Origin of the sequence: Micromonospora sp. NPDC047707, from assembly GCF_040704235.1 — a bacterium.
Taxonomy (GTDB): Bacteria; Actinomycetota; Actinomycetes; order Mycobacteriales; family Micromonosporaceae; genus Micromonospora.
In genome coordinates this window covers 85,381-108,892 of record NZ_JBEYSU010000005.1, presented here as the reverse complement: position 1 = coordinate 108,892, position 23,512 = coordinate 85,381, and the positions used below count along the sequence as shown (strand labels likewise).

The window sequence follows — 23,512 nt, the reverse complement described above, 5'->3', positions numbered from 1 at the left end:
TGATCAACGGGGATCGGTGTCAGCGGACCGAGGGGTTCACGAACGGGGGGCGGGTCAGGCGCATCGGCGCGCGGCGGCCGCGGATGTCGACCTCGACCTCGGTGTCGTCCGTCAGGTTGGGGGCCGTGTCGATGAGGGCCAGGGCGATGCCCTGCTTGCGCGTCGGGCTGAAGGTGCCGCTGGTGATGGTGCCGACCCGGGTGTCGCCGACGTACACGGCCATGCCGGGGCGCGGGATGGCGCGGTCGACCGCCGCCAGGCCGCGCAGCGTCCGCCGGGGGCCGGCGCCCTTCTCCGCGAGCAGCGCGTCCCGGCCCCAGAAGGCGGGCTTGTCCCAGCCCACCGCCCAGCCCGAGCGGGCCTGCACCGGGGTGATATCCAGCGACAGGTCCTGCCCGTGCAGCGGGTACCCCATCTCGGTGCGCAGCGTGTCTCGGGCCGCCAGGCCGCAGGCCCGCAGCTCGTACGCCTCCCCGGCGGCGAACAGCGCGTCCCACACGGCGACCGCGTCGCCCGCGGGCACGACCAGCTCGTACCCCAGCTCCCCGGTGTAGCCGGTGCGGCAGACGGTCAGCTCGGCGCCGGCGAGGGTGGCGGTCGAGAAGCTCATGTACCCGTGCTCGGTGGGCAGGCCCAGGGCGCCGAGCAGGTCGGCCGAGCGCGGGCCCTGCACGGCGAGGACCGCGTACGCCTCGTGCTCGTCGCTGACCGTGACCGACGGCGGCGCGGCGGCGCGCAGGCGGCGCACGACCTCGGCGGTGTTCGCGGCGTTCGGGACGAGGAAGACGTGGTCGTCGCCGTGCAGGTAGGCGATGATGTCGTCCACCACGCCGCCGGTGGCGTCGTCGCAGCAGAGCGTGTACTGCGCCCGGCCCGGCCCGATGCGGCCCAGGTCGTTACTCAGGCAGGCGTTGACGAAGTCCGCCGCGCCGGGACCGGTCACCCGAGCCTTGCCCAGGTGGGACACGTCGAAGACGCCGACCGAGGTGCGCACCGCGGTGTGCTCCCTGAGCACGCCGCCGCCGGCGTACTCCAGCGGCATCTCCCACCCGCCGAACGGGGCGAACTTGGCGCCGGCGGCGGTGTGCCGGTCGTGCAGCGGGGAACGGCGGAGCCGGGTCTCGGCGGCGCCGGAGGTCACGTCGGTCATGGGTGGGAACTTACCGGGGCCTGAACCGCTGGTTAGCATCGGCGGGACCCGCCGGAGCCGTCGGCGGGACAGCCCTCACCTCCGGCGGGTACGGTCCGCCGGAGACCTTCATCGCCGGTTCGCGACGATGCGACCGGCCCGGCCCGCCCGGGAGCAGCTTCAGTGACACCGCCCAGCACCACCACCCTGAGCCTGGTCGACACCGACCCCGCCGAACTCGCCGTCGACGCCATCGTCATCGGTGTGCACAGCCAGACCGGCGAGCCGGCCGCCGGCAGCGGCCACGCCGCCACCCTGCTGCTGGCCAGCGGCGCGGAGAGCATCGCCGCGGCCTTCGACGGAAAGCTGACCGAGACGCTGGCGCTGCTCGGTGCGACCGGCGGCCCCGGCGAGGTGATCAAGCTCGCCACGCTCGGCACGGTCACCGCCCCGGTGGTCGCCGCGGTGGGCCTCGGGCCGGAGCCGACCGGCGCCGCCCCCGCCCCGGAGGCCCTGCGCCGGGCGGCCGGCGCGGCCGTTCGGTCCCTGGCGGGCGCCTCCCGGGTGGCCCTGGCCCTGCCGCTGCCGGACGACACCGACGCGCCGGCGGCGCTGCGGGCGGTCGCGGAGGGCGCCCTGCTCGGCGGCTACCGGTTCGCCGGCTACAAGACCCGCCCCCAGCCCGCCCGCCGTGAGCCGGTGGCCGAGGTGCTGGTGTCGGTGCCGGACGCGGGCGACGCGGTCGCCACGGCCGAGGTGGCCCGGGCGCAGGCGGTGACCGACGCGGTGCGCCGCACCCGGGACTGGGTGAACACCGCCCCGAACGACCTGCGCCCGCCGGCGTTCGCCGACGCCGTGGCCGCCGCCGCTCGCGAGGCCGGCCTGGCGGTCGAGGTTCTCGACGAGGCGGCGCTGCGCGAGGGCGGGTACGGCGGCATCGTCGCCGTCGGCCAGGGCTCGGAGGCCCCGCCGCGGCTGGTGCGGATCAGCTACACCCCGGCCGGCGGCGGCACCGGCAAGCGGGTCGCGCTGGTCGGCAAGGGCATCACCTTCGACACCGGCGGCATCTCGATCAAGCCCGCCCAGGGCATGTGGGAGATGAAGTCCGACATGGCGGGCGCCGCCGCCGTGGCCGCCGCCATGCTGGCGGTCGCCGCGCTCAAGCCGTCCGTGCCGGTGACCGCGTACCTGCCGATGGCGGAGAACATGCCGTCGGGCACGTCGTACCGGCCGGGCGACGTGATCACGATGTTCGACGGCAAGCGGGTCGAGGTGCTGAACACCGACGCCGAGGGCCGGATGATCCTCGCCGACGCGATCGCCCGGGCCTGCGCCGACGGCTGCGACTACCTCTTCGAGACCTCCACCCTGACCGGCGGCCAGGTCATCGCGCTGGGCAAGAAGGTGGCCGGTGTGATGGGCACCCCGGAGCTGTGCGACCGGGTGAAGGTGGCCGGCGACGCGGTCGGCGAGCCGGCCTGGCCGATGCCGCTGCCAGACGACGTACGCAAGGGCATGGACTCCGACGTGGCCGACATCTCCCAGGTCAACGCCGGCATGGACCGGGCGGGTCACATGCTCCAGGGCGGGGTGTTCCTGCGCGAGTTCGTCACCGCGGACGTGTCGTGGGCGCACATCGACATCGCCGGGCCGAGCTACCACTCCGGCGAGCCGACCGGCTACTGGACCAAGGGCGGCACCGGCGTCCCGGTCCGCACCCTGCTGCACCTGATCGAGGACGTCGCCGCCAACGGCTGACGCGCAAGGAAGGGCCCCTTGTGCAACGCCTGGCGTTGCACAAGGGGCCCTTCCTAACACCTCGGGCGCTGGGTACGCCCACCTCAGAACAGTTCGGGGCGGCGCTTGCGGCGTTCGTTGTAGTCGCGCATCCGCTGCGGGTAGCCCATCAGGCGGACGTCGTACACCGGGATGCCCATCCGGTAGGCGAAGCGCCGCGCGCCGTCGGGACCGTCGATGCGGCGGCGGGTCCACTCGCCGTCGCTGGCGATCAGCATGACCGTGGTCTCGGTGACGGTCGTCCGGGGCTCGATGTACGCCTCGACACCCTGCCGGGTGCGGACGAAGTTCTCAAGGTGCTCCAGATCGGCACGGTCGGCCGCGCGGTCCAGGCTGACCGCAGGCCTCTTCTTCCGTCGTCGGAACAGTCCCACCGGCCGTCTCCCCCAACCCGCGTCATCGAAGCCCGTGCCAAGCGTACGTGTCGACGACGTGTCGTTGGGCACCTCGTTACGCGGGCGGAGCGCGGTGGTGACAAGATGACCGAGGTGGGGTGTGCCCGCATTACCCTGCTGTGACCCCCCGAATGCAGCGACGCGACCTGGGAGTTGGACGTGAGCGAGCCGAACCAGACCTTCGACATCGTCATCCTCGGAGGTGGCAGCGGCGGCTACGCGACGGCGCTGCGCGCCGCCCAGCTGGGCCTCTCCGTCGCGCTGGTCGAGAAGGGCAAGCTCGGCGGTACCTGCCTGCACAACGGTTGCATCCCGACCAAGGCGCTGCTGCACGCGGCGGAGATCGCCGACCAGACCCGCGAGTCGGAGCAGTTCGGCGTCAAGGCCGAGCTGGTCGGCATCGACATGGCGGCGGTCAACTCGTACAAGGACGGGGTCGTCTCGCGGCTGTACAAGGGCCTGCAGGGTCTGGTGGGCGGCGCGAAGAACATCACCTTCGTGGCCGGCGCCGGCAAGCTGGTCGCGCCGAACGCCGTCGAGGTCGACGGCAAGCGCTACACCGGCCGCAACGTCGTCCTGGCCTCCGGCTCGTACGCGAAGAGCCTGCCCGGCCTGGAGATCGACGGTGAGCGGGTCATCACGAGCGACCACGCCCTGACCCTGGACCGGGTCCCGTCGTCGGTGATCGTGCTCGGCGGCGGCGTGATCGGCGTCGAGTTCGCCAGCGTGTGGAAGTCCTTCGGCGTGGACGTCACGATCGTCGAGGCGCTGCCGCGGCTGGTCGCCGCCGAGGACGAGGAGTCGTCGAAGGCGCTGGAGCGGGCGTTCCGCAAGCGGAAGATCAACTTCAAGGTCGGCAAGCCGTTCGAGAAGGTCGAGAAGACCGACGGCGGCGTCAAGGTGACGATCCAGGGCGGCGACACCGTCGAGGCGGAGCTGCTGCTGGTCGCCGTCGGCCGCGGCCCCAACACCGCCAACCTCGGGTACGAGGAGCAGGGCGTGAAGATGGACCGCGGCTACGTGCTGACCGACGAGCGGCTGCGCACGAACGTGCCGAACGTCTACGCCGTCGGCGACATCGTGCCCGGCCTCCAGCTCGCCCACCGGGGCTTCCAGCAGGGCATCTTCGTCGCCGAGGAGATCGCCGGGCAGACCCCGGCCGTGATCGACGAGGCCGGCATCCCCCGGGTCACCTACTCCGACCCGGAGCTGGCGTCGGTCGGCCTGACCGAGGCGAAGGCCAAGGAGCAGTACGGCGCCGACAAGGTCAGGACCTACAACTACAACCTGGGCGGCAACGGCAAGAGCCAGATCCTCAAGACCACCGGTTTCGTGAAGCTGGTGCGGGTCGAGGACGGGCCGGTCGTCGGCGTGCACATGGTGGGCGCCCGGGTCGGCGAGCTGATCGGCGAGGCCCAGCTCATCTACAACTGGGAGGCGTACCCGGCCGAGGTGGCGCAGCTCGTGCACGCCCACCCGACGCAGAACGAGGCCCTGGGCGAGGCGCACCTGGCCCTCGCCGGCAAGCCGCTGCACGCGCACGCCTGACACGACAACCGCGGCGTCCGGCGACGGGCGACGATCCCACCAGGGGAACCGAAGGAGTCTGGAGAACATGCCGGTATCGGTCACCATGCCCCGGCTCGGCGAGAGCGTCACCGAGGGCACCGTCACGCGCTGGCTCAAGCAGGAGGGCGACACCGTCGAGGTCGACGAGCCCCTGCTCGAGGTGTCGACCGACAAGGTCGACACCGAGATCCCGTCGCCCGCGGCCGGCGTGCTGACCCGGATCGTCGTCGGCGAGGACGAGACCGCCGAGGTCGGGAGCGAGCTGGCCGTGATCGACGGTGAGGGCGGCGCCGCCGGCGGCGGCGAGGCCGCCCCGCAGCGGCAGGCCGCTCCGGAGCCGGAGCCGACGGCCGCCGCCGCGGGCACCGCCGAGCAGGTCGCGCAGGAGGAGGCCCCGCAGGCCGAGGCGCCGAAGGCCGCCCCGGCGCCGTCGGGCGAGGGCACCCCGGTCACCATGCCGGCCCTGGGCGAGAGCGTCACCGAGGGTACGGTGACCCGCTGGCTCAAGCAGGTCGGCGAGACCGTCGAGGTGGACGAGCCGCTGCTGGAGGTCTCCACCGACAAGGTGGACACCGAGATCCCGTCGCCGGTCGCCGGCACCGTCCTGGAGATCAAGGTCGCCGAGGACGAGACCGCCGAGGTCGGCGCGACCCTGGCGATCGTCGGCGCGGCCGGTGCCGCCCCGGCCGAGGCGAAGCCGGAGCCGAAGCCCGAGCCGAAGGCGGAGGCGCCCGAGCCGAAGCCCGAACCGAAGCCGGAGCCGGAGCCGCAGGTCAGCGAGCCGACGCCGGGCCTGTCGTACAACGAGCCGGCCGCCGAGGCCGAGGTCGCGGCCGAGCCGGTGAAGGCCGAGCAGGCCGCCACCCCGCCGGCCCCGACGCCGCAGCAGCGCCCGTCGGCGCCGGCGCCCGCCGGTGGCGAGGAGGCCGCCGGGTACGTGACCCCGCTGGTCCGCAAGCTCGCCGGCGAGCACGACGTGGACCTGTCGACCGTCAACGGCACCGGCGTGGGTGGCCGGATCCGCAAGCAGGACGTGCTGGAGGCGGCGGAGAAGGCCCGCGCGGCCAAGGCCGCCCCGGCTCCGGCCGCTCAGCCGGCCGCGGCGGCGGCCCCGGCGAAGCCGGCGGTCAAGCCGACGCCGAGCGGCAAGCGGGGCACCACCGAGAAGTTGACCAGGATCCGCTCGGCGATCGCCAAGCGGATGCAGGAGTCGCTGCACGAGATGGCGCAGCTCACCACGGTGATCGAGGTGGACGTCACCAAGATCGCCAAGCTGCGGGCGCAGGCGAAGGACTCCTTCCAGCAGCGGCACGGCGTGAAGCTGTCCTTCCTGCCGTTCTTCGCCCTCGCCGCCGTCGAGGCGCTGCAGGCGTACCCGATCGTCAACGCCCGGATGGACCTGGCGGCCGGGACGATCACCTACCCGGACGCGGAGCACCTCGGCATCGCCGTGGACACCGAGCGCGGGCTCCTGGTGCCGGTCATTCACAACGCCGGTGACCTCAACCTGGGCGGCATCGCCAAGCGGGTCGCCGACCTGGCCGAGCGCACCCGGACCAACAAGATCAGCCCGGACGAGATCGCCGGTGCGACGTTCACGCTGACCAACACCGGCAGCCGGGGCGCCCTCTTCGACACCCCGATCGTGCCGTCGCCGCAGTCGGCGATGCTCGGTACGGGTGCCGTCGTCAAGCGGCCGGTCGTGGTCAACGACCCGGAGCTGGGCGAGGTCGTCGCCGTACGGTCGATGGTGTACCTGGCCCTGTCGTACGACCACCGGCTCATCGACGGCGCGGACGCCGCCCGCTTCCTGGTCGCCGTCAAGGAGCGGCTGGAGGCCGGCAACTTCGAGGCCGAGCTGGGCCTGTAGGGCTGACGCTCCACGACGAAGGGCTCCCCGGGTGACCGGGGAGCCCTTCGTCGTCGCGGGGTCACGCCGCCTTGAGGGTCTCCTCGGAGACCTCCCACAGCCGCTGCGCGGCCTCCGGGTCCAACGCGTACGGCGCGTACCCGGTGCGGGTGCCGGGCTGGTTCGGGCCGGCCTCCTGGCAGTCCTCGAAGTAGCGACCGCCGACGCCGTCGAGCAGCGGCGAGGTGGCCACCAGCACGGACGTGGCGGCACCCTGCTCGACCGTCTTCCAGGCCGGCGCCGCCGGTCCGCCGCTGGCGGCGCGCAGCCGGGCCAGTTCCTCCTCGGTGATGTGGCGCTGCAGGTTGGTGCGGATCGCGCCGGGCATCAGCGCGTTGGTGAGGATGCCGTCGTCCGCCCAGCGCCGGGTCGCCTCGACCGCGAAGAGCACGTTCGCGGTCTTCGACTGCCCGTACGCGGCCCACGGCTCGTAGGGCCGGTCGTGGAAGTGGATGTCCTCGAAGACGACCGGCGAGCGCAGGTGCGCGGCCGAGCTGACCGAGACGACGCGGGCTCCCCCGGCCGCGGCGAGTGCCCGGTGCAGGCCGGTGGCCAGCACGAAGTGGCCGAGGTGGTTGGTGGCGAACTGGAGTTCCCAGCCCTGCGGCGTCCGCATTTCCGGCGACGCCATGACACCGGCGTTGTTGACCAGGATGTGCAGCGGACCGTCCCAGGTCGCCACGAACGCGGCGACGGAGGCCGGGTCGGCCAGGTCGAGCGGGGCGACCAGGATCCGGTCGTTGCCGGTCGTACGCGTGATGTCGTCGGCGGCCCGCCGCCCCTGGTCGAGGTTGCGGACGGCGATGGTGACGTCGGCGCCGGCAGACGCCAGCGCCCGGGCGGTGTCGACGCCGATGCCGGATCCCCCGCCGGTGACGACGGCCCGGCGGCCGGTGAGGTCGATGCCCTGGATCACCTCGAGGGCGGTGGACTCTGCGGTGAACGGCGTGCTGACAGGTGTGCTGGTGGTCATGATCCGTCCTTTGTCAGAGGTGGCACGGCGGAACCCGGTCCGGCCGCTACCATCGGAAGCGGAGGCTCCTCCGCTACGGATCCAGCGTAACCGGAGGGTCCTCCGCTTGCCAACCGGCCTGCTCCCGGCCGGCGTCCTGCAGACGCCCCGGCGTACCGTCGCGGGACGGGCCACCGGAGCCCGCCGAGCGCCAGGAGGAGACGTGCCCGACCCCGCCCCCCGACCACTGCGCGCCGACGCGCAGCGCAACCGCGAGCGGCTGCTGGACGCGGCGGTCCGGGCGTTTTCCCAGGCCAGGGCCGACGTAACGCTGGACGCCATCGCCAAGGACGCCGGGGTCGGCATCGGGACCCTCTACCGGCACTTCCCCACCCGGGAGGCGCTGGTCGAGGCGGCCTACCGCAACGAGTTGGCCAAGCTCTGCGACGCGGCGGAGGACCTGCTGGAGCGGCTGCCGCCGGCCGACGCGACCCGCGCCTGGATGGACCGGTTCATCGACTACCTGTCCACCAAGCGGGGCATGGCCGACGCGCTCCGGCTGGTCATCGCGGCCGGCACCAACCCGTACGCGCAGAGCCGCGACCGCCTCGTCGCCGCCCTGACCCGGCTGCTCTCGGCGGGCGCGGCGGCCGGCACGGTCCGCGCCGACGTCGACCCGGCGGACGTGCTCGCCGGCCTGAGCGGCGTCTCCCTCGCCGCCGGCGGCCCCGAGCAGCGTGACCAGGCCCGGCGGCTGCTGGACCTGCTCATGGACGGCCTGCGCTACCGCCCCGGGGACTGAGCCGATTCCGGCCCGGCCGGTCTCGGGGCGCTGAGAGAGTGGTCGGGTGGGCGGGAAGGGGTGGCGGGACCGGCTGGGGCCGGCCGTCCCCATCGCCCCCGGTGCACGGGTCGACAAGTTCGAGGTCTTCTTCGACCTGGTCTTCGTCTTCTCGTTCTTCATCATCACCCGGGCCACCGCCATGAACATCAGCGGCCGGAGTCTGCTGCACGCGATGCTCGTGCTCGCCGTGCTCTGGTGGTGCTGGGTGATCCACAGCGTGGTCGCCACCCGGGTCCGCCTCGGGCTCGGTTTCGTGCCGGTGCTGATGGTCGTCGGGATGGCGGCGCTCTTCTGCTTCGCGCTGGCGCTCCCGCAGGCGTTCGGCGATCCGCGCGAGGGCGCGGCCGGGCCGGTGGTGGTGGCGATCAGCTACGTGGTGATCCGGGCGGTGCACTTCCTGCTCTTCTGGCACGTCGTGCGCCACAGCCCGAACGAACGGCGGCAACTGCTCCGGTTCTCCCCGGAACTCGTGTTCAGCACGCTGCTCCTGGTGGCCGCCGCCATGGCGCCGTCCGTGATCGAGGATCCGGAGGCGGCCACGCTCGCCCGGGACGGACTGTGGCTGACCCTCGTGCTGCTGCAGTACACCACCGGCATCCTCGTCGGCACCTGGGGCTGGGGTGTCACCTCCGCCGAGCACTGGACCGAGCGCTACGACCTGATCCTGATCATCGCCCTGGGCGAGTCGGTGATCTCCGTCGGCGTGGGCAGCAACCTGCTCGGCCAGCCGCCGACCTGGTCGGCGGTGACGGCGGCCGTCCTCGGCATCGTCTTCACCGCCGCCCTCTGGTGGGCCCACTACGACATGATCGGGCCGGCCGCCCGCATCGCCCTGCACGCCGCCAAGGACGGTCCGCGGGTGGCGATGGCCCGCGACGCGTACGCCTACCTCTACCTGCCGATGATCGCCGGAATCATCCTGTTCGCCCTCGGGGCCGAGGGCATCGTGCACGAGATCGCCGATCCCAAGATCCCGATCACGCAGCCGGCGCACGGTCCCGACGTACCGCTGCTGTTCGGTGGGGTGATCTGCTACCTGTCGGCGAACATGCTGTTCCAGCTCCGTACGCTGCACACCCTGTCCTGGACCCGGGTCGGCGCGGTGCTCGTGCTCGCCAGCAGCATCCCGATCGCCTCCCACCTGCCCGGCCTGGCCGCCCTCGCCCTGCTCACCGCCATCTGCGTCGGGCTGGTCGCGACCGAAGTGGTGCTCTTCACCGACGCCCGGAGGGCCCTGTACGCCGCCGTGTACCAGGAGCGCACCACGCACGAGGCGCACGAGGCCGCCTTCCGCTCCCGCTGGCACGACACCACCCCCGACGACCCCTCGACGTAGGACCGCCAGTCGTAGCACTTCGTAGCACCCTGGACTAGTATCGGGTTCATGGCCGAGCATGCTCATCGCGAGATCACCCAGCGCGAGCTGCGCAATGAGTCCGGTGCCATCATGCGCGGGGTCGAGCGGGGTGAGTCATACGTCATCACGCGCAACGGCACACCGATCGGCAAACTCATTCCTCTCCGCCGGAGAACCTTCGTCCCGCGCGCCGAGGTCATGGCGGCGTTCGCCACCGCACCGGTCCTCGATGCCGACAGGTTCCGTGAGGACATCGACTCATCCGTCGACCAGGACCCGTTCAGCCGTGAGTGGTGACGCCGCGAGCCGCGGACTCGTCGACACCAACGTCGTCATCCACCTGGCCGCCCTGGACCTGGCGGAACTGCCCGAGGAGATGGTGATCTCCGCGGTCACGCTCGCCGAACTCTCCGCAGGCCCACACCACGCCGACGATCGCACTGAACGAGCACGTCGGATGAGCGTGCTCCAGCACGCCGAGGCGACCTTCGATCCCTTACCCTTCGATGCCGAGGCGGCGCGCGCCTTCGGCATGGTCACAGGTGCGGTCCTCGCCACCGGCCGGACAACCCGTCGGCGGATTGCCGACCTGATGATCGCCTCGATCGCGTACGCGAACGGGCTGGCGCTCTACACCACGAACCCGACCGACTTCGTCGGTCTCGATGATCTGGTGACGGTCCGACCGGTACGACGCCCCTGACCCAAGCGACTGCCGTTACGTTCAGCCGGTCGACGAGCCCACGTCGACGGACCGATGCGCCGCGACGCAGGCGGCGACCGCCGGGTGGCCGGCCGCGCCCCTCCGGTACGCGATCCGGGTGCGCCGGGTGAAGCCGAGGGGTACCAGACGGACCCCGGCCACGGGCGGTTGCCCGACCGCGAGTCGGGGCACGAGCCCGACGCCGTGGCCGGCGGCTACCAGGGCGAGCATGGCGGCGAAGTCATCAGCGTGATGACGCACGGTCGGGCGGAAGCCGGCCAGCTCGCAGGCGTGCACGGCGAGCGAGTGGCAGAGGGTTCCCGGGCTACCCGCGATCCACCCCGCGTCGCGTACCGAGAGCAGCGGGTCGCCGGTCAGGTCGCACTCCAGGTCGGCGGGCACGGCGAGAAAGACCGTCTCGTCCAGCAACGGCGTCGAATCCAGCGCCGGATCCGGCTCGACCGGCGCGATGTCGTAGTCGTGCACGAGGGCCACGTCGAGCCGGCGGTCCCGCAGTGCGGCGGGCACGGCGACCGGGTCCAGTTCGGTGACCGTCAGGTCCAGCGCGGGGTGGTCCCGGGCCAGCGTGACCAGGGCGGGCAGCAGCACGGGACGCACGGCGCTCGGGTAGGTGCCGATGCGCACCGTGCCGGAGAGCCCCCCGCGTGCGGCGGCCAGGGTGGCGTCGGCCGCCTCCAGGGCGCCGAGGATCACCTCGGTGTGCCGGACCAGAGCCTCCCCGGCCGGGGTCAGGGCGACCCGGCGGCCGGCGCGTTCCGTCAGCGCGACGCCGGCGTCCCGTTGCAGCGCGGCGAGCTGTTGCGAGACGGCGGACGGCGTGTAGGTGTGCGCCTCGGCGACCGCGGCGATGGTGCCGAGCCGGGCCAGGTCCCGCAGGAGACGTAGCCGGCGGACATCAAGCATCAGTTCAGCTTACGCATCTAGTGAGGAATCGGAACTGGTCCTACACGATCCTCTGTCGCAGGCTGGAGGCATGACACCGACAGGGCTGTACGTACCGCTGGTCACGCCGTTCGACGACCGAGGCGAGGTCGCCCTCGACGCGTTGACCGCCCATGCCCACGACGTGCTGGCATCCGGCGCTGCCGGCCTGGTCGCGCTGGGCACCACCGGGGAACCGCACGCACTCGACGACGGCGAGCAGCGTCGGGTGGTCGACGCCGTCGCCGAGCCCTGCCGGGAGCACCAGGCCGGGCTACTGGTCGGCGCCAACACGGTCGAGGCGCTGCACGCCCTGGCCGGACGGCCCGAGGTCACGGCGGCGCTCTGCCTGGTGCCGCCGTTCCTCCGGCCCGGCGAGGAGGCGGTGGTCGCGCACTTCGCCCGGCTGGCCGAGGCGTCCCCGGTGCCGCTGGTCGTCTACCACGTCCCGTACCGCACCGGGCAGCAGCTCTCCGCCGGGGCGCTGCGCCGACTGACCACGCTGCCCGGGGTGGTGGGTATCAAGCACGCGGTCGGCGGCATCGACGCGGACACCATCGCCTTCCTCGCCGACGTCCCGCCGGGCTGCGCCGTGCTCAGCGGCGAGGACGCGTACGTCTCGGCGCTCCTCGCCCTCGGCGGGCACGGCGGCATCGTCGCCTCGGCGAACGTCGCCACCGCCGACTACGCCGCGCTGGTCGAGGCGTGGCGGGCGGGGGACGTCGCGCGGGCCCGGCCGCTCGGCCACCGGCTCGCCACCCTCTCGGCCGCCCTCTTCGCCGAGCCCAACCCATCCGTGATCAAGGCGGTGCTGCACGCCCGGGGCCGCATCCCGACGCCGGCGGTCCGCCCGCCACTGCTGCCCGCCACCGACGCCGCCACCGCACGAGCCCTACGCCACCTGGCCGAACTGACCAAGCTGCCGGCCTGACCGCACGTCGCCAGATGTTGGAAGGAAACGGCCCCCGAAGGGGCCGAAATTCTCCAAGAGCTCGCGGCCGCCCACTCGTTACGGGTCCGCCGCGACACCCTCGGCCCGCTCACCAACGGGCGGCTGGATGACCCTGCTCGGTCCGGCCATCTACAGTGACGCCGATGGAGCTAGCCGAGATCCGCCGGTATCCGATCAAGTCGCTACTCGGCGAGCAACTCGCCGCCGTCGACGTCGACCAGCGGGGATTGGTTGGTGACCGTTTGTGGGCCGTGCGGGACGCAGACGGGAAGCTGGGCAGCGGGAAGAACACCCGTCGCTTCCGACGGATGCCGGGGCTGTTCACGCTCCGCGGGCATTTCGGTGATCCGGTGCCGCTCGTCGAGTTACCCGACGGACGCCGCTTCGCCGCCGATGCAGCAGCAGGGCATGCGGCGGTCAGCAAGGTGCTCGCCCGTCGCGTCACGATCGAGCGCCAGGCTGAGGTCATGCACCATGACGAGGGACCGGTAAGCCTGATCAGCACCGCCGCCCTGCGACGACTGCATGATCTCCTGGGGGAGCCGGTCGAGCCGTTGCGGTTCCGCGCCAACCTGCTCGTGGACGCGCCGGGAAGCGACTTCCCGGAAGACGGATGGCTCGGAAGGAGCGTTCGCATCGGTCCCGAGGTCGTCTTGAGACCACGCCAGCGGCTTACTCGATGCGTCATGATCGACCTCGCTCAGGAGGACGCCCCGGAGCACGGGCATCTCCTGAGAACCGTCGCCGATCACCACGACATGACCTTCGGCGTGTGGGCCACAGTCGAACGCCCTGGTCGTATCGCACTAGGGGATGCCGTCGAACCGCATCCCCAGCTGAGACACGAGCGGGTTGGCGGAGTGTCACCGAGGTCCTGAGACCGGACACATCAGTTGATCGAGGAGACCCCCTCAGGCGTCGGGGCGTTCGGCGACGAAGACGCCGAGACCGTGCACGCCCTCGACAAGGCCCTCGGTCTTGAGCACGATCATGGCGTGGTTGACGACGCCGGCTGACACACCGTGCTGTAGGCACAGTTGAGAGGTCGACGGCAGCTTGTCGCCGGGTGCGAGTTCTCCGGACGCGATCTGCTCGCGGATGAGGTCCGCAAGCTGCGCCCACTTCGGTTTGGCGGGCATGGTGACTCCCTGGTCTGCACCGCCATTTGATCACGCTTCGCTTCTATCGACAAGTAAGCAGTAGTCAGTGGTTGACCTATGAGCAGTACTAAGTATAAGTTCGGTCGTGGCTGGCTCCCTGGTCTGCAACCGGGGCTGGTCGTTCCGTGAAAACGCGCCCGGCCGGCCGCCGTTCCCCCGGAGGTCGGTCGGGTGCCACGCCCCGCCCGACACCGCTCGTCGGGCAGCACCAGCAGGCCCGGGGCGGGTGCCGGGCTCCAGCCGTCAGGCGCGGACCCGAACCGCCATGACGGCTGCCCCCGCCCGTTCCGGCGCCGCTGACCGGAGAGGAGACGACGTGCGTTCACCCCTCCCCCGGCCGCCCAACTCACTGCGCATGGCGCAGGGCGGCGCGGCTGTCCGCGTACTCCTCGGGAGGTGGCGGCGTCGCGAGCCGCCGGTGCCGCTCGGGCCTCGGCACCGGCGGACCTGGCGGGGGTTGCGGCGCTGGTGCTCGTGCGGCCTGCGCTGGACGGCGTGCCCCGACCGGCACGCGACCACGCCGACCGAACCGCCGACGCCGCCGCGCAACACCCGCTGGCGGGACGAGCCGACGCGGGCGAACCCGCAGGTCGGGCGGGTCGGCCGGCTGACGCCCGCGCAGACCTGGCGGGCCAACGGCGGACGCTGGTGACCACCCGCCCGCACACGCCGTTGCGTCCCCTGTGGCTGTGCCGGGCCTGCGCCGCGCCGTGGCCGTGCGGGCCGGCCCGGCTGACGCTGCTACGGGAGTACGCACACGACCGGGTGGCGCTGCTGGTCTACCTGGGCGGGCTGCTGCACGACGCGGCCGGGCAACTCCACCCGCTCAACCCGCACGACGGCCCCGACCCGGCGCAGCTCTTCGACCGCTTTCTCGGCTGGGCCAAGTCCGTGCGCGCCACCGCCGCGCCGGCACACGAGGTGGCGTAGGCCCCGGACTAAGCTCTGCTCATGCTCACCCGGCTGCAGGTACAGGGATTCAAGAACTTGCTCGATGTTGACGTCGAGTTCGGCCCCTTCACCTGCATCGCCGGCGCGAACGGCATGGGCAAATCCAACGTCTTCGACGCGATCGAGTTCCTCTCCTACCTCGCTACCGATCCCCTTTCTGAAGCCTCACAACGGGTCCGCAGCGCGGCCGGCAACAGGGGCGGCGACCCACGGGATCTGTTCTGGGACGGGTATCGCAGCGACCGGCATCAGATGACGCTCTCCGCAGAAATGATCGTACCCAACGAGGTGGAGGACGAGCTCGGTGAACGCGTGGCGTCGACCGCGACCCACTTGCGCTACGAGGTGACACTTCGGTACGAGGCAGGGCGCGGCGATCACGGCCTGGGTCGCCTGCAACTCGTTCGGGAGGATCTACGGCAGGTTGACGACAGCCGGGCGTCCCTGCGTTTTCCCGCCCCGGCGGAATTCCTCAATGCGGTCATCACCAGGGTGGAACCGGGACGTCTCTTCCTGTCGACGCAGCGGCAGACGGAAGACGGATTGGTCGTGGACGTTCACGCCGAGCAGAAGCGCGGAAGCATGAAGCGGTCACGAGTCGCGAAGGGTTCCAGTCGCACCGTGCTGAGCACCATGACCACCGCCGACTACCCGACCGTCCTCGCCGCTCGCCGGGAAATGCAGAGCTGGCGCCGCCTAGCCCTGGAGCCCTCCGCACTCCGCGCCCCGGACGGCACCGTCAGCCCCGAAATTCTGGCGCCGGATGGCCGATACCTCCCCAGCACGCTCTACCGCATCGCACACGGCCCGGATTGGTCCGCCGCTGCCGAACCCGAGCGGGTGTACGCGGCGGTGGCCGGCCGGCTCTCCGACCTGTCCGGCGTAGCCGTCGAGAACCTGGAAGTCGAGTACGACGAGGCGCGGGAGTTGTTCACTCTCTTTCTCAGGGAACGGGGAGGGCTTCGGCTTCCCGCCCGGGCGCTGTCGGAGGGAACCCTGCGCTTCCTGGCGCTCTGTGTGCTGCTGGAGGATCCGGATTTCACCGGCCTGATCTGCATGGAGGAGCCGGAGAACGGCATCCACCCCGCGAACCTTCCCGCGATGGTGCAGCTCGTCCGCGACCTCGCCGTCGACCCCGGCCACCCACCCGGCGCTGATAACCCGTTCCGTCAAGTCATCATCAACACCCACTCCCCCGGCGTCGTCCAGCTCTGCGACCCGGCCGACCTGCTGCTCGCCCGGCTTCGGCCGCGGTCGGTACCGGATCAGGGGGTCATGCGTGCGCTGTCGCTCATGCCTTACCGGGGATCATGGCGTGCCCGACCCGGCGAGCCCACCTTCTCCGAGGCCGACGTGGTGGAATACCTCGCCGGTCCGCCGACGGCCCAGCTCCGCCTCCCCCCTGGCCTCATCGCATGACCGGGCGGACCTACGCCGGTCTGTTCGTCGCCGAGGGAAGCTCAGACCGGCCGCTGGCCGACCATGTCCAGCTGCTCTTCCTCGACCGTGGCGTTGACGTCAATCTCAGTCATCCTCCGTTCGATCGACTCACGAAGGTCGGCAAGGACGTCAGATCCCGCGTCGCAAAGGGCCTGGAACTGATGAACGGTGAGGCGGACCTGATCGTGGTTCACCGGGACGCTGACGCTTTTCGCTACGTGGACCGGCTGAAGGAGATAACAACTGCGGTACGGGCCGTGACAGGCGACGCCAGCCTGGTTCCGATCATCCCCGTGACGATGACAGAGGCGTGGCTCCTCCTCGACGAAGCGGCGATCCGTCATGTGGCCGGCAACCCTAACGGACACAGAAAGCTGGATCTGCCCAAGCTTCGCGAGGTGGAGGGTCTGCGCAACCCGAAGAAGAAGCTCGAGGAGTGCATTCTCGCGGCCTCCGAGGAAAGCGGACGCCGCCGGGAAAGGGTGAAGAGTCGGTTCGATGAGCACCGCCGACAACTGTTGGAACGGCTCGATCGGACCGGTCTCGTACGGCGCCTGGACAGTTGGCAGCGGCTGGTGGAGGCGGTTGACCAGGTGGTCAAGAGCTGGCGCTGAGTACTTTCAGGTCAGCAGGTCACCACCCTCAGCGGAAGTCGTCGGCGTGATCGGCGGCCCACTGCCGGAAGGTACGACCCGGCCGGCCGGTGACCTCCTCGACGTCGGGCGAGACCCAGGCGTTGCCGTCGGGGTGGGCGCCCATCTCCAGGAACCAGTCGATCACCTCGGGCGGGTACACGTCCTGCCAGTGCGCGCGGGCCTGCTCCGGAGTCAGCTCGACGAATCGGACGTCGCGGCCGATCGCCTCGCCGATCATGCGGACCGCGTCGCGGCGGCGGACCGGCTCCGGCCCGGTCGGCTGGTACGTCCGACCGGCGTGGCCCTCCTCGGTGAGCGCGGCCAGCGCGACCGCGGCGATGTCCGCCTCGTGGACCATGGCGCTGTTCCAGTCACCGAACGGGGCGCGAACGACGCCCTCGGCGCGGATCCCGCCCACCCACTCCCAGGTGTTGGCCATGAACTCGCCCGGGAACAGGTGCGTCCACTCCAGACCCGACTTCTCGATGGCGCGGTGCAACGGCCGGTGGCCCGCCTCGATCGGGTCGTCGTCGTCCCGGCTCGGGTCGTTGTGCCCCAAGTGGGTCAGCCGCCGGACGCCGGCCTCCTCAGCGAGCGCAAGGATCTCCGGACCGGTGGTCAGGGGGCCGTACCCGTCCTGAGCCACCAGGTGCATCCGCTGCACGCCGCGCAGGGCGGGGGCCAGGGTGTGTGGCCGGGCGAAGTCGCCAGCGACCACCTCCACCTCGCGGGGCAGTCGCGCCGCCGCCGGGGAGGCGGGGTCACGGGTGAGCGCGCGCACCTCGTGGCCGGCGGCCAGCAGCTGCCGGACGAGGCTGCCTCCGACGGTGCCGGTCGCTCCGGTGACCAAGGTCGGCATGGCTCCTCCTCAGGGATCGTCCCGGTCGCGGGCAGCAGCCATCGCGCCCCGATCGGGTGCCGGACGGATGGTCCATCCTTGCCGCGCCGGAGAGCGGAGGGCAAACGCGAACAACACCTTCACCTTCGCTCTGAGCTGCGAATACGCAACTGCCGCCGGTGGCGTCGGTCGACGAATTCAGTCCGTCTGACCTGCTAATCCGGGCGTGCCTGGCGATCGTAGAAGCGGATCTTCTCGCGCAGGTGGTCGTACTGGCGCTGGAGCAGGCGCATCTGCTCCTCGACCCGCTCCGCGTGCCGCTCCAGCAGGGCATGCCGCTCGCCGGCGGTGTGCTCGCCCTCCCGGGCGAGTTCGGCGTACCGGCACATCTCCGCGATCGGCATGCCGGTGTCCCGCAGGCAGCGGAACAGCGTCAACCAGCCCAGGTCGTCGTCGGTGAAGACGCGCCGCCCGCCGGAGGTGCGGCCGATGCCGCTGAGCAGGCCGATCTTCTCGTAGTACCGCAGGGTGTCGAGACTGAAGCCGCTGCGGCGAGCCGCCTCGGAGGGCGCGTACCCGGACATGCCGGCAGCCTAGCGCTTGACCTGGAGCGCACTCCAGGTTGAAGGCTTGGCGGCATGACGACGACACGGACACTGGGCCGCAGCGGGATCGAGGTCGGCGCGATCGGCATGGGTTGCTGGGCGATCGGCGGGCCACTGTGGGGAGACGACGGGCAGCCCTTCGGCTGGGGCGAGGTCGACGACGACGAGTCGGTGCGCACCGTCCACGCCGCCCTCGACCTCGGGACGACCCTCTTCGACACCGCCAGCATCTACGGCGCCGGGCACAGCGAGCGGATCCTCGGCCGGGCGCTCGCCGGCCGCCGCGACCGGGCGGTGATCGCGACCAAGTTCGGCAACCGCTCCGACGGGGCGACCCGCCGGTGGACCGGCAGCGACCACAGCCCCGGCTACGCCGTGGCGAGCCTGGAGGAGTCGCTGCGCCGGCTCGGCACCGACCACGTCGACCTCTACCAGCTCCACCTCAACGACCTGCCGGCGTCCGCCGCGCTCGACCTGGTCGACACCCTGGAGGGCCTGGTCACCCAGGGCAAGATCCGGGCGTACGGCTGGAGCACGGACCACCCGGAGTCGGCGGCGGCGTTCGCGGCGGCCGCCCCGCACTGCGCGGCGATCCAGCACGACCAGTCGGTGCTGCTGGACAACGCGGCGATGCTCGCGGTCTGCGACAGGTACGACCTGGCCAGCGTCAACCGGGGTCCGCTGGCGATGGGACTGCTCACCGGCTCGACCCGAGCGGTCGGCGCCGACGACGTACGCGGGAGGGCGCCGGAGTGGCTGGTCTGGTTCACCGACGGGCGGCCGTCACCCCGGTGGGCGGAGCGCGTCGCGCAGATCCGGGCGGCGCTCACCGCCGACGGTCGCACCCTGGCGCAGGGCGCGTTGGGCTGGCTGCTCGCCCGCAGCCCCCGGACGGTCCCGATCCCGGGTTGCCGGACCGTCACCCAGGCCGAGGAGAACTTCGGTGCGCTCGCCCTCGGGCCGCTGCCGGCGGACGCGGTAGCCGAGGTCGAACGCCTCCTGGCGGATCTCCGACACACACCGGCCGATTCGGGGGTGTGATCCGCTCAACGCATCCGGATCGTCACCCGTATCCGAAGATATGAGCATGCGGATCCTGATGGCCGGCGCGTCCGGCTTCCTCGGCACCCGGCTGGCCGACCTGCTCACCGCCGACGGCCACGAGGTGACCCGGCTGGTCCGCCGGCCGCCGCGCACCCCCGACGAGCGGCAGTGGAGCCCGTCCGCGGCCCAGCTCGACCCGGCGGTGATGGCGGCGGCCGACGCGGTGGTCAACCTGGCCGGCGCGGGTGTCGGCGACCGGCGGTGGAACGACGAGTACCGGCGGATCATCCGGTCCAGCCGGGTGGACACCACCACCACGCTGGCGATCACCATCGCCGGGCTGCCCGCCGCGGACCGGCCGGAGGTGCTGGTCAACTCCTCGGCGGTCGGCTGGTACGGCAACACCGGCGACCGCACGGTCGAGGAGGACTCACCGGCCGGCGAGGGGTTCCTCGCCGACGTCTGCCGGGTGTGGGAGGCCGCGACCCGGCCGGCGGAGGACGCCGGCGTACGCGTGGTGCGGCTGCGGACCGGGCTGCCGCTGCACCGCGACGGCGGGCTGCTCAAGCCGCAACTGCTGCCGTTCCGGCTCGGCATCGCGGGCCGGCTGGGCAGCGGCCGGCAGTGGCTGCCGTGGATCTCGATGGCGGACTGGCTGAACGCTGCCGCGTTCACGATCGCGCGGGCCGACCTGGCCGGGCCGGTCAACGCGGTCGGGCCGGCGCCGGTGACCAACGCCGAGTTCACCCGCGAGCTGGCCCGGCAGTTGCACCGGCCGGCGATCATCCCGATCCCGGCGCTGGCGCTGAAGGTGGCCCTGGGCGGGTTCGCGCAGGAGGCGCTGACCAGCGCTCGGGTCCTGCCCGGCGTGCTGACGAAGGCCGGCTTCACGTACCGCCACCCGGACCTGCGCAGCGCCCTGCACGCCGCCCTGGCCGAGTAAGGAAGGGCCCCTTGTTAACGCCTCGCGTTGTACAAGGGGCCCTTCCTAACCGCGGAGCCGTCAGCAGCCGATCACCCAGTAGTTGGGGCCGGTCTGCTTCAGCGTCGTGGTGTAGAAGGTGTTGTAGAGGCCCATCCGCTGGTTCGAGCCGTTGGCGTAGGCGTACCCCCCGGACTGGTAGGCGCGACCGGCCGTGACGTGCGCGTAGTTGGACGCGGTGACGCAGGTCGGGCTGGTCGTCGGCGTCGGGGTGGGCGACGGGGACGCCGTCGGCGTCGGGGTCGGGTTGGGCCCGCCGCCGTTGAGGCCGAAGAAGACGGCGTCGTGGTAGGTCGAGCAGATGGTGTCCAGGAAGTACGCCGCGGCGGTGCCGCACTGGTCGGCGGCGGAGCCCGGGTCGACCGGCGTGCCGTGGCCCATGCCGGAGACGCGGTAGACGCGGACCTTCTCGTTGCCGTACACCTCAAGGCTGGTGCCGGCCGGCAGTTGGGCCGTGCTGGTGGGGGTCTGGCTCACGCCGAGGACGTTCGTCCACTGGTCGCGGGACTCCGTGGCGTTCGCAACCGCCACCGTGTAGTCGCTGGTGCCGTGCCAGACGGCCACCTTCGGGCGCGGGCCGGAGTAGCCGGAATAGGCGTTGCGCACGAGGTCGCCCCACTGCGCCGGGGTCTTGTTCACCCCCGGGCTCATGCAGGAGAACGCGTTGGTCAGCCCGGTGGCGCAGCGGTACGGGATGCCCGCGATGACCGAGCCGCCGGCGAAGACGTCCGGGTAGGTGGCGAGCATGACCGCGCTCATCCCCCCGCCCGCGGAGAGTCCGCTGACATAGACGCGGCCGGCGTCGGTGCCGTAGTTGTTCTTCGCGTGGTCCACCATCTGCTTGATCGACAACGCCTCGCCCTGGCCGCGCGCGGTGTCGCCGGTCTCGAACCAGTTGAAGCAGGTGTTGGAGTTGTTGGCGGACTTCTGTTCCGGCACGATCAGCGCGAACTTCCACTGGTCGGCGTACTTCCGCCAGCCCGAGTTGCCGAAGTAGCCGGTCGCGTTCTGGGTGCAGCCGTGCAGCAGCACGACGGCGGGCGCGCCGGCCGGCAGGTTGTCCGGCCGGTACGCGTACATGGCGAGGTTGCCGGGGTTGGAGCCGAAGCCGGTCACCTGCTGGAGGCTGGCGGCCTGGGCGGGGGTGGCGACGGCGACGGCCGCCGTGGCGGCCAGGACGAGGCCGGCGGCCGCGCCGGCCAGCCGGGCGAGGAGGGAGGGGTTGCGGCGCACGGGGAGCCTCCTGACGGGGGGTGTGAAGTGGGTCACCCGCGAATTGCCGCGACGTTACGCCGATGTGTCCAAGTGATGACATGGTCCGCCTTCACACATTCACCACTGTGGACGTGTGTGCGTACGCGGTGGGTGATTGGAGGGGCCCCTTGTACAACGTGACGCGTTAACAAGGGGCCCTTCCTTGCAGGTCTGTCCGGCGTGTCCGGGTCCGGTTGGTAACGTCCGCTGCGTGCCGACCTCCCCGTCCCTGGCTCCCGCCCCCGTCCCACCGGTCCGGGCCGTCCGTGACCGCCGGGCCGACCTGGCTGTCGCCCTCGCCGCGCTCGCCCTGGCCGGGTGGGTGACCAGTGGCCTGTGGCGCGACCCGAACGGGCGGGCGATCACGGTCAACTCCAGCGACCAGGCGCTGTTCGAGTGGCTGCTGGCCTTCGGCGGGCACGCCCTCACGCACGGGCAGAACCCGCTCTTCACCTACCTGATCAACGTCCCGGACGGGGTCAACCTCGCGGTCAACACCTCGATCACCGTGTACGCGGCCGTCTTCGCACCGCTGACGTACCTGATCGGACCGCCGGCGACCTTCCTGGTGATCCTCACACTGAACCTCACCGCCACGGCGCTGGCCTGGTACTGGCTGCTCAACCGGCAGTTCGGCCGCGGCCCGCTGGCCGCCGGCCTCGGCGGGCTGTTCATCGGCTTCGCTCCCGGCATGGTCTCGCACGCCAACGCCCACCTGAACTGGACCGCCGGCTGGCTGGTGCCGCTGCTGGTCTGGCGAACCTTCGCGCTGCGCCGCCCCGAACACCGGATCCGCAACGGGGTGATCCTCGGCGTGCTGGTCGCGGTGGCGTTCTCCATCGCGGCCGAGGGCCTCTTCTTCACCGCGCTCGCCCTCGGCCTCTTCGTCGGCGTCCGGGCGCTGCACCCGCAGGGCCGCGCCGAGGCCCGGGGGGCGCTGCCCGGCTTCCTCGGCGGTCTCGGCGTGACGGCGCTGGTGGCCGCCGTGCTGCTGGCGTACCCGCTGTGGCTGCACTTCGCCGGCCCGCAACGCTTCCACGGCACCGGCTTCGACGCGGTGATCCACTCCGAGGACGTCGCCTCGTACGCGGCGTACCCCAGCCGCTCGCTCGCCGGCGAGGCCGGGCTGCGGACCGGCCTCGCGCCGAACCCGACCGAGGAGAACTCGTTCTTCGGGCTCCCCCTGCTGCTCCTGACCGTCGCCGCCGGGGTGCTGCTGTGGCGCCGGGCCCGGGCGCCGCAGCGGGCCACCCTCTGGGCGCTCGGCGCGGTGGCGGTCGTCTTCACGGTGCTGTCGTTCGGCCCGGTGGCCAAGGTCGACGGCCGGCGCACCGACCTGCCGATGCCCTTCGACCTGGTGGGCCAGCTCCCGGTGGTGAACGCCGCGCTGCCGGCCCGCCTGGCGCTGGTGGTGGCGCCGGTGATCGGCGTGCTGCTCGCGTACGCGGTCGACGCCCTGCGCGCCGACCCGCCGCGGTCACGACCGGCCCGGGCGGCGTGGCTGGCCGCGTTCGCGGTGGCCCTGGTGCCGCTGCTGCCCGTCCCGCTGCTGACGATCGAGCGGGAACCGGTCCCCCGGTTCTTCACCTCCGGCACGTGGCGGGAGTACGTCTCGCCCGGCGGGGTGCTCACGCCGGTGCCGCTGACCCTCGACGTCTACCCGGACGGGCAACGCTGGCAGGCGTACGCCCTCTCCCACCGGCAGGGCGAGTTCGCCATCCCGTCCGGGTTCTTCCTCGGTCCGGGCGGGCCGGACGGGCGGGGCCGGATCGGCCCGCCGCCCCGGCTGCTGAGCACGCTGATGGACCAGGCCGCCCGGTTCGGCGCGGTGCCGATCGTCACCGAGGGCACGATCAGGGAGGTCCGGGCCGACCTCCGGCACTGGCGGATCGAGGCGGTGGTGCTCCCCGACCGGGTGCACGGCGCGAAGTGGGCGGTCAACCAGGAGGCGGTACTCCGTGCCGCGACCGCGCTGTTCGGCGAGCCGGAACGCGTCCAGGACGTGTGGGTCTGGCGGATCCCGCCGGACCGACCGGCCCGGTGAGCCGGCTCAC

At 72.0% G+C, this 23,512-nt stretch carries 24 protein-coding genes; 16 read left to right on the top strand and 8 right to left on the bottom strand.

From position 1 onward, the window contains the following. Positions 1-19: 19 nt before the first annotated feature. The gene (gcvT, locus tag AB0873_RS07535; RefSeq protein WP_366598881.1) at positions 20-1,150 is read right to left on the bottom strand and encodes a glycine cleavage system aminomethyltransferase GcvT; all 1,131 of its coding nucleotides are present in this window, start codon (positions 1,148-1,150) and stop codon (positions 20-22) included. Positions 1,151-1,312: 162 nt separating this feature from the next. Here gcvT and AB0873_RS07530 point away from each other — a divergent pair, with 162 nt between their 5' ends. After that, complete coding sequence (locus AB0873_RS07530; RefSeq protein ID WP_366598880.1) at positions 1,313-2,887, top strand: leucyl aminopeptidase; 1,575 nt, start codon at positions 1,313-1,315, stop codon at positions 2,885-2,887. An 83-nt stretch (positions 2,888-2,970) separates the two neighbouring features. On the opposite strand, the gene AB0873_RS07525 is transcribed toward AB0873_RS07530, so the two are convergent. After that, a complete protein-coding gene (locus AB0873_RS07525; protein ID WP_155330978.1) occupies positions 2,971-3,300 on the bottom strand; it encodes a hypothetical protein in 330 nt (109 codons plus the stop codon). A gap of 180 nt (positions 3,301-3,480) precedes the next feature. Here AB0873_RS07525 and lpdA point away from each other — a divergent pair, with 180 nt between their 5' ends. Together lpdA and sucB are read left to right on the top strand one after the other, a co-directional pair. Further along, positions 3,481-4,869: a dihydrolipoyl dehydrogenase gene (gene lpdA / locus AB0873_RS07520; RefSeq protein ID WP_366598879.1), complete on the top strand. Its 1,389-nt coding sequence runs from the start codon at positions 3,481-3,483 to the stop codon at positions 4,867-4,869. A 67-nt stretch (positions 4,870-4,936) separates the two neighbouring features. After that, positions 4,937-6,760, top strand: a complete 1,824-nt coding sequence (gene sucB, locus AB0873_RS07515; RefSeq protein WP_366598878.1) for a 2-oxoglutarate dehydrogenase, E2 component, dihydrolipoamide succinyltransferase — start codon at positions 4,937-4,939, stop codon at positions 6,758-6,760. A 61-nt stretch (positions 6,761-6,821) separates the two neighbouring features. Here the strand turns inward: sucB and AB0873_RS07510 are convergent, their stop codons facing one another. Then, positions 6,822-7,772, bottom strand: a complete 951-nt coding sequence (locus AB0873_RS07510) for an SDR family NAD(P)-dependent oxidoreductase (protein WP_366598877.1) — start codon at positions 7,770-7,772, stop codon at positions 6,822-6,824. A 202-nt stretch (positions 7,773-7,974) separates the two neighbouring features. On the opposite strand from AB0873_RS07510, the gene AB0873_RS07505 reads away from it, so the two are divergent. From AB0873_RS07505 to AB0873_RS07490, 4 genes are read left to right on the top strand one after another with little or no spacing between them, the layout of a single operon-like run. Beyond that, positions 7,975-8,553, top strand: coding sequence for a helix-turn-helix domain-containing protein (locus AB0873_RS07505; RefSeq protein ID WP_366598876.1), 579 nt, complete (start codon positions 7,975-7,977; stop codon positions 8,551-8,553). Between the two features lie 46 nt (positions 8,554-8,599). Further along, on the top strand, positions 8,600-9,931 hold the full coding sequence (locus tag AB0873_RS07500; RefSeq protein ID WP_366598875.1) for a low temperature requirement protein A: 1,332 nt from the start codon (positions 8,600-8,602) through the stop codon (positions 9,929-9,931). Positions 9,932-9,979: 48 nt separating this feature from the next. Next, positions 9,980-10,249, top strand: coding sequence for a type II toxin-antitoxin system Phd/YefM family antitoxin (locus AB0873_RS07495; RefSeq protein ID WP_155330972.1), 270 nt, complete (start codon positions 9,980-9,982; stop codon positions 10,247-10,249). Next, complete coding sequence (locus AB0873_RS07490) at positions 10,239-10,655, top strand: type II toxin-antitoxin system VapC family toxin (protein WP_230689012.1); 417 nt, start codon at positions 10,239-10,241, stop codon at positions 10,653-10,655. The genes AB0873_RS07495 and AB0873_RS07490 overlap by 11 nt, the downstream gene beginning before the upstream one ends. A gap of 21 nt (positions 10,656-10,676) precedes the next feature. On the opposite strand, the gene AB0873_RS07485 is transcribed toward AB0873_RS07490, so the two are convergent. Beyond that, on the bottom strand, positions 10,677-11,579 hold the full coding sequence (locus AB0873_RS07485; protein ID WP_366598874.1) for a LysR family transcriptional regulator: 903 nt from the start codon (positions 11,577-11,579) through the stop codon (positions 10,677-10,679). A 70-nt stretch (positions 11,580-11,649) separates the two neighbouring features. Here AB0873_RS07485 and AB0873_RS07480 point away from each other — a divergent pair, with 70 nt between their 5' ends. Next, on the top strand, positions 11,650-12,528 hold the full coding sequence (locus AB0873_RS07480; protein ID WP_366598873.1) for a dihydrodipicolinate synthase family protein: 879 nt from the start codon (positions 11,650-11,652) through the stop codon (positions 12,526-12,528). 164 nt (positions 12,529-12,692) lie between these two features. After that, on the top strand, positions 12,693-13,427 hold the full coding sequence (locus AB0873_RS07475; protein WP_366598872.1) for an MOSC domain-containing protein: 735 nt from the start codon (positions 12,693-12,695) through the stop codon (positions 13,425-13,427). A 33-nt stretch (positions 13,428-13,460) separates the two neighbouring features. On the opposite strand, the gene AB0873_RS07470 is transcribed toward AB0873_RS07475, so the two are convergent. Next, positions 13,461-13,688 (bottom strand): winged helix-turn-helix domain-containing protein, encoded by a 228-nt coding sequence (locus AB0873_RS07470; protein WP_155330967.1) that lies wholly within the window; start codon positions 13,686-13,688, stop codon positions 13,461-13,463. Positions 13,689-14,025: 337 nt separating this feature from the next. Here AB0873_RS07470 and AB0873_RS07465 point away from each other — a divergent pair, with 337 nt between their 5' ends. From AB0873_RS07465 to AB0873_RS07450, 4 genes are read left to right on the top strand one after another with little or no spacing between them, the layout of a single operon-like run. Beyond that, positions 14,026-14,361, top strand: coding sequence for a hypothetical protein (locus AB0873_RS07465; RefSeq protein ID WP_366598871.1), 336 nt, complete (start codon positions 14,026-14,028; stop codon positions 14,359-14,361). Further along, positions 14,358-14,639 (top strand): hypothetical protein, encoded by a 282-nt coding sequence (locus tag AB0873_RS07460; RefSeq protein WP_366598870.1) that lies wholly within the window; start codon positions 14,358-14,360, stop codon positions 14,637-14,639. Before AB0873_RS07465 ends, AB0873_RS07460 begins: the two co-directional genes overlap by 4 nt. Before the next feature lie 21 nt (positions 14,640-14,660). Further along, positions 14,661-16,079: an AAA family ATPase gene (locus AB0873_RS07455; RefSeq protein ID WP_366598869.1), complete on the top strand. Its 1,419-nt coding sequence runs from the start codon at positions 14,661-14,663 to the stop codon at positions 16,077-16,079. Beyond that, a complete protein-coding gene (locus tag AB0873_RS07450; protein ID WP_366598868.1) occupies positions 16,076-16,714 on the top strand; it encodes a hypothetical protein in 639 nt (212 codons plus the stop codon). Before AB0873_RS07455 ends, AB0873_RS07450 begins: the two co-directional genes overlap by 4 nt. Before the next feature lie 28 nt (positions 16,715-16,742). On the opposite strand, the gene AB0873_RS07445 is transcribed toward AB0873_RS07450, so the two are convergent. Beyond that, the gene (locus tag AB0873_RS07445; RefSeq protein ID WP_366598867.1) at positions 16,743-17,594 is read right to left on the bottom strand and encodes an NAD(P)H-binding protein; all 852 of its coding nucleotides are present in this window, start codon (positions 17,592-17,594) and stop codon (positions 16,743-16,745) included. Positions 17,595-17,788: 194 nt separating this feature from the next. After that, a complete protein-coding gene (locus AB0873_RS07440; RefSeq protein WP_366598866.1) occupies positions 17,789-18,157 on the bottom strand; it encodes a MerR family transcriptional regulator in 369 nt (122 codons plus the stop codon). A gap of 54 nt (positions 18,158-18,211) precedes the next feature. On the opposite strand from AB0873_RS07440, the gene AB0873_RS07435 reads away from it, so the two are divergent. Together AB0873_RS07435 and AB0873_RS07430 are read left to right on the top strand one after the other, a co-directional pair. Then, a complete protein-coding gene (locus tag AB0873_RS07435) occupies positions 18,212-19,219 on the top strand; it encodes an aldo/keto reductase (RefSeq protein ID WP_366598865.1) in 1,008 nt (335 codons plus the stop codon). 46 nt (positions 19,220-19,265) lie between these two features. Further along, positions 19,266-20,165 (top strand): TIGR01777 family oxidoreductase, encoded by a 900-nt coding sequence (locus AB0873_RS07430; RefSeq protein WP_366598864.1) that lies wholly within the window; start codon positions 19,266-19,268, stop codon positions 20,163-20,165. A gap of 60 nt (positions 20,166-20,225) precedes the next feature. Here the strand turns inward: AB0873_RS07430 and AB0873_RS07425 are convergent, their stop codons facing one another. After that, positions 20,226-21,437: a PHB depolymerase family esterase gene (locus tag AB0873_RS07425; RefSeq protein ID WP_366598863.1), complete on the bottom strand. Its 1,212-nt coding sequence runs from the start codon at positions 21,435-21,437 to the stop codon at positions 20,226-20,228. Positions 21,438-21,669: 232 nt separating this feature from the next. Between AB0873_RS07425 and AB0873_RS07420 the strand changes: the two genes are divergently transcribed. Next, the gene (locus AB0873_RS07420; RefSeq protein WP_366598862.1) at positions 21,670-23,502 is read left to right on the top strand and encodes a DUF2079 domain-containing protein; all 1,833 of its coding nucleotides are present in this window, start codon (positions 21,670-21,672) and stop codon (positions 23,500-23,502) included. Positions 23,503-23,512 lie beyond the last annotated feature (10 nt).

Coding starts and splice junctions, on each gene's coding strand:
- gcvT (WP_366598881.1), bottom strand. CDS start 1,150: ATGACCGACGTGACCTCCGGCGCCGCCGAGACCCGGCTCCGCCGTTCC.
- sucB (WP_366598878.1), top strand. CDS start 4,937: ATGCCGGTATCGGTCACCATGCCCCGGCTCGGCGAGAGCGTCACCGAG.
- AB0873_RS07510 (WP_366598877.1), bottom strand. CDS start 7,772: ATGACCACCAGCACACCTGTCAGCACGCCGTTCACCGCAGAGTCCACC.
- AB0873_RS07495 (WP_155330972.1), top strand. CDS start 9,980: ATGGCCGAGCATGCTCATCGCGAGATCACCCAGCGCGAGCTGCGCAAT.
- AB0873_RS07485 (WP_366598874.1), bottom strand. CDS start 11,579: ATGCTTGATGTCCGCCGGCTACGTCTCCTGCGGGACCTGGCCCGGCTC.
- AB0873_RS07480 (WP_366598873.1), top strand. CDS start 11,650: ATGACACCGACAGGGCTGTACGTACCGCTGGTCACGCCGTTCGACGAC.
- AB0873_RS07475 (WP_366598872.1), top strand. CDS start 12,693: ATGGAGCTAGCCGAGATCCGCCGGTATCCGATCAAGTCGCTACTCGGC.
- AB0873_RS07470 (WP_155330967.1), bottom strand. CDS start 13,688: ATGCCCGCCAAACCGAAGTGGGCGCAGCTTGCGGACCTCATCCGCGAG.
- AB0873_RS07455 (WP_366598869.1), top strand. CDS start 14,661: ATGCTCACCCGGCTGCAGGTACAGGGATTCAAGAACTTGCTCGATGTT.
- AB0873_RS07450 (WP_366598868.1), top strand. CDS start 16,076: ATGACCGGGCGGACCTACGCCGGTCTGTTCGTCGCCGAGGGAAGCTCA.
- AB0873_RS07445 (WP_366598867.1), bottom strand. CDS start 17,594: ATGCCGACCTTGGTCACCGGAGCGACCGGCACCGTCGGAGGCAGCCTC.
- AB0873_RS07440 (WP_366598866.1), bottom strand. CDS start 18,157: ATGTCCGGGTACGCGCCCTCCGAGGCGGCTCGCCGCAGCGGCTTCAGT.
- AB0873_RS07435 (WP_366598865.1), top strand. CDS start 18,212: ATGACGACGACACGGACACTGGGCCGCAGCGGGATCGAGGTCGGCGCG.
- AB0873_RS07430 (WP_366598864.1), top strand. CDS start 19,266: ATGCGGATCCTGATGGCCGGCGCGTCCGGCTTCCTCGGCACCCGGCTG.